This window comes from Microvirga sp. P4_G7 (genome assembly GCF_056401005.1).
Map to the genome: position 1 here is coordinate 1 of NZ_JBFUKD010000293.1, position 4,381 is coordinate 4,381.

Consider the following 4,381-nt stretch of genomic DNA (forward strand, 5'->3'; position numbering starts at 1 on the left):
GTCTCTGGCCCGCGCTGTACGCTTGCGTTCTGAGCATGCTGGCACTCAATTTCTTTTTCCTTCCGCCTATCCAGACATTTACGATCGCCGATCCCGAGAACGTGGTCGCCCTGTTCTTTTTTCTTGTCGTCGCCGTCATCGCAAGCAATCTCGCCGCACGCGTCAGAAGCCAGGCGATCGTTGCGCGTCAGCGCGCCAACACGACGGAAGATTTGTACCTGTTTAGCCGTAAGCTCACGAGTGTGGGTACGATCGACGACCTTCTTTGGGCGACTGCCTACCAGATCGCGTCGATGCTCAAGGTCCGCGTCGTCATCTTGATGCCTGAAGCGGGAGCCCTGGAGATGAAAGCGGGATATCCGCCAGAGGATCATCTCGATGATGCTGACCTGGCTGCCGCAAAATGGGCATTCGAGCGTGATCGGGAAGCCGGTCGTGGAGCCGACACGCTTCCCGGCGCCAAGCGTCTGTTCATACCGATGCGCACGAGTACCGGACCGGTTGGAGTCGTCGGAATCGATAGCGACAAGCCGGGAATTCTTCTTACTCCTGAACAGCACCGTCTTATCCATTCGTTGGCTGATCAGGCGGCATTGGCTGCAGAGCGAATACATCTCGTGGCGGATGTCGATCGCGCCCGCCTAGCAGCCGAGGCTGACCGGCTCCGGTCCGCTCTTCTGACTTCGATTTCCCATGACCTCAAGACGCCCCTGGCGGCGATTATCGGCGCCGCGGGGACACTAAAGAGTTACTCCGCAAATCTCGACGAAGACGTAAAGGCCGACCTCCTTGGCTCCGTTCAGGATGAGGCTGAACGCCTCAATCGATTCATCGCCAATCTCCTTGACATGACGCGGCTCGAATCCGGTGCAATCGCGCCGAACAGCGGATTGCATGACGTGAGCGACGTACTCGGTGCAGCACTGCACCGCGCCGCGAAGGTTTTGGCCGGGCACAACATCGATTTGCAGATCGAAGCCGATCTTCCGATGGTTCGTATCGATGCGGTCCTGTTCGAGCAGGTCCTGTTCAACTTGCTCGACAACGCAGCAAAATACGCTCCTCTGGGAACGACCATTCAGGTGAAAAGTTGGGAAGATTCAGGCTTCGTCACAGTTCAAGTTCTGGACCAAGGCGACGGAATTCCGGGCAATGATCTCGAACGAATATTCGACAAGTTCTATCGCGCCAGCAAAGGCGATAGCGTGAGAGCGGGGACGGGTCTGGGGCTTCCCATCTGCCGCGGCTTTATCGAGGCCATGAACGGGAGTATCGTGGCCGGCAATCGCACGGATCAGCTGGGCGCGATCTTTACTATTTTGCTGCCCGTCCCAAACCAAGTCGAGACGATGGAAGACGCCGCATGAGTGCCGCTCCGATTCTCGTGCTCGTCGTCGATGATGAGCCGCCGATTAGACGACTCCTGCGCGCCGGCCTCGGTACGCAAGGTTACGAAGTGGTGGAGGCAGGAAGTGTTCAGGAAGCGCTCGAGGCAATATCCCGGCGCGTGCCCGATGTCGTATTGCTCGATCTAGGATTACCTGATCGAAATGGGATGGAACTGCTGGCGCAGCTGCGCGAAACGGGAGCCGATTTTCCGATCGTCATCGTCTCCAGTCGCACCGACGAATCCGGCATCGTCCAAGCGCTCGAACTCGGCGCCGACGACTACGTGACGAAACCTTTCGGGATGAAAGAGGTCGTCGCGCGTCTTCGTGTCGCCATACGACATCGGCTCCAGCAGCAGGGCGAGCGACCGATCTTTCGTGTAGACGGATTGAGCGTTGACCTCGTTCGCCGGATCGTCACGGTCCGCGACCACGAGGTGAAGCTCTCGCCGCGAGAGTATGAAATCTTGCGTGTACTCGTTCAGCACGCCGGGAAGGTCCTGACGCATCGCTTTATTATCCGTGAGGTTTGGGGCGGCATCGCCGATATCCAGAATCTGCGCGTTCATATCCGGCAGCTCCGCCAGAAGATCGAAACCGACCCGGAGCAGCCGAGTTATGTGCTGACCGAAACCGGAGTCGGCTATCGCCTGCAGGCGCCCGACTAGACGGCGGCACACGTCTTTCACACAAGGAGCCGTGGTACGCCATGGACATCTCGGAGTTTCTGCGACGCGAGAGCGTCGTGACCGATCTGCGCGCTGCGAACAAGGACGCGTTGTTGCGTGAGCTGTCATCACGGGCGGCGGCGGCTCTCTTGCTCGATGCGGGAATGATCGCGACGGCGCTGATCGCTAGGGAGAATCTTGGATCGACGGGCATGGGTGGAGGAATTGCCTTTCCCCACGCCCGGCTTCCCTCGATCGCCGAGCCATTCGGGATGCTGGCCCGTCTTAGACGACCCATCGAATTTGGATCGGTTGACGGGATGCCGGTCGATATATTCTTCCTGCTTCTTCTTCCGCTCTCGTCTGAAGGAGGCGGACATCTCAATGCGCTCGCCTGCGCGGCGCGTCGCTTGCGATTCCACGGTCTTGCCGAGACGATCCGTCGGACGTCGAATGCAGCCTCGATTTTCGACCTCGTCACTTCAACGGACGAGTGCTCCACCTGACAATTCTACCTCGCGTGCGCTGTGGCGCCATCTCGCGTGCACCATCGAGAATTTTCAGAAAGTCGGGTCAAAATCGGGATCACGGATGGAGTTGCCGTTCGCAACCAGTAGCAGGGTAGGGGCACGCGTACCGCGCGATCGCGACTTTCATTGTGACCATCGAGCTGCCACTGTTTAGGCCGTCATGTTTAGAAACCTAAGTCCCTTTCCCCTTGGACTGCTCACAGTCGCGCTTCTCGCCTTCGGCCTCGACGCGGTCGCTCAGAGCCAACCGCACGGTGGATCGCGAGAGGTGTCCGTCAATCGCCCGTCTGGACCAGGCGACGTGTATTCAAGAATCCCCGCGAAGGACGAACTGGGGCGGGATCAGCTTTCGATGTTCCTGGCGTGGAATCCGGACCCGGTGGGAAACCACGATGCCAACCTCCGGGCCATCCACCCTACGCTGGCGAAGGTGGTGCGTAAGGCACAAGCCGATAATCCGGAACTGCACTTTGTCGTTGGTTCGGGTAAGCGGGACCAAAATGTGCAACGCAAGGCGGTTGTCTGGGGATGGTCGAGGACGTCGGACAGCCCGCACCGGTCGGGCAGGGCAGCGGACTTGTGGCCGCTCGACCCGGAGGGACGCGTCTCCTTTGATGCGAGAACGCAGAACCGGATCGCCGCCGCGTTGAAAAAGGCGGCTACGGAATTGGGCGTATCGATCCGCTGGGGCGGCCATTTCCAAGGTTTCAGGGACATGGACCGCTCGCACTTCGAGCTCGCGCAGCCGTAACCGCGATTGGCGTTACCGCGGTCGATGATTTCGATCCATGACGGATGCGTATCGATCGTTTCACATTCTGAAGWTGCGACAAGAGGGGAAGAACCTTCGATCTCCCCCTCCCGTCGGTGATTTCAGATCAAGAACAGCCGGTCGTCGATCCACAGGTGTCGCACTTCAAGCACGTCCCGTTCCGCACGAGCGTGAAGTTCGCGCATTCCGGGCACGACTCGCCGACATAGCCCTTCATTTTCGCTTCAGCTCGCTTGTCGGCGACCGTCGTACCGGGTGCCGAGAAGGCGAGTTTGGCAATTTCGGCTTCGCCGACGATCTCGTGCTGCAGTTCGCTCTTGAGAGCGGCCGCGCCGGATGTGGCGAGGGCTACTGCTGGGGCTGCGGCGCGTGCAATGGCGGCGCCGCCGGGGATCAGCATCAGGCGATCGGAATTGCCGCGTACGAAGCCCTTGGAGATGTAGGGCGTGGCAGTGGCGGCTTCCGGCGCCTTCGATTGAGCCTCGCCCTGGCCGATGGTGGTGGGGCCGACTTCAGACGGATCCACGTGAGCGAGATCGTTGCGCGACAGATACGACACGGCGAGTTCGCGGAACACGTAGTCGAGGATCGATGTGGCGCTCTTGATCCGCTCGTTGCCCTGCACGAAGCCTGCCGGCTCGAAGCGGGTGAAGGTGAAGGCTTCCACGTACTCTTCCAGCGGCACGCCGTATTGCAGGCCGAGCGAGATCGCGATGGCGAAGTTGTTCATCATCGCACGGAAGGCGGCACCCTCCTTGTGCATGTCGATGAAGATCTCGCCGAGGCGGCCGTCGTCGTACTCGCCGGTGCGCAAGTAGACCTTGTGTCCGCCCACAACCGCCTTCTGGGTATAGCCCTTGCGGCGATCCGGCATCTTCTCGCGGTCACGAATGCGCTCGATGCGCTCGATCACCTTTTCGACGATCTTCTCCGACAGCTGCGCGGCTTTCGCTGCAGCGGGGAGTGCGACCAACGCTTCGACGGCGTCTTCCGCATCTTCGTCTTCATCGGCGATGAGCGCGG

At 60.0% G+C, this 4,381-nt stretch carries 5 protein-coding genes; 4 read left to right on the forward strand and 1 reads right to left on the reverse strand.

The window, feature by feature from the left end; genetic code table 11:
- The 4 genes from AC1DT3_RS13055 to AC1DT3_RS13070 form a co-directional block, all read left to right on the forward strand.
- Positions 1 to 1,367, forward strand: a 1,367-nt coding sequence (locus tag AC1DT3_RS13055; protein WP_477465681.1) for an ATP-binding protein, incomplete at its 5' end; no start/stop codon positions are given.
- Positions 1,364 to 2,056 (forward strand): response regulator transcription factor, encoded by a 693-nt coding sequence (locus tag AC1DT3_RS13060; protein ID WP_477465682.1) that lies wholly within the window; start codon positions 1,364 to 1,366, stop codon positions 2,054 to 2,056. The genes AC1DT3_RS13055 and AC1DT3_RS13060, both read left to right, overlap by 4 nt.
- Positions 2,057 to 2,097: 41 nt before the next feature.
- Positions 2,098 to 2,562 (forward strand): PTS sugar transporter subunit IIA, encoded by a 465-nt coding sequence (locus tag AC1DT3_RS13065; RefSeq protein ID WP_477465683.1) that lies wholly within the window; start codon positions 2,098 to 2,100, stop codon positions 2,560 to 2,562.
- Between the two features lie 376 nt (positions 2,563 to 2,938).
- Positions 2,939 to 3,337 carry a M15 family metallopeptidase gene (locus AC1DT3_RS13070; RefSeq protein ID WP_477465684.1) on the forward strand — a complete coding sequence of 133 codons (399 nt, stop codon included), beginning with the start codon at positions 2,939 to 2,941 and terminating at the stop codon, positions 3,335 to 3,337.
- A 127-nt stretch (positions 3,338 to 3,464) separates the two neighbouring features.
- Here AC1DT3_RS13070 and AC1DT3_RS13075 read toward each other — a convergent pair.
- Positions 3,465 to 4,381 (reverse strand): TSCPD domain-containing protein (locus AC1DT3_RS13075; RefSeq protein WP_477465685.1); only part of this gene is annotated, 917 nt, incomplete at its 5' end.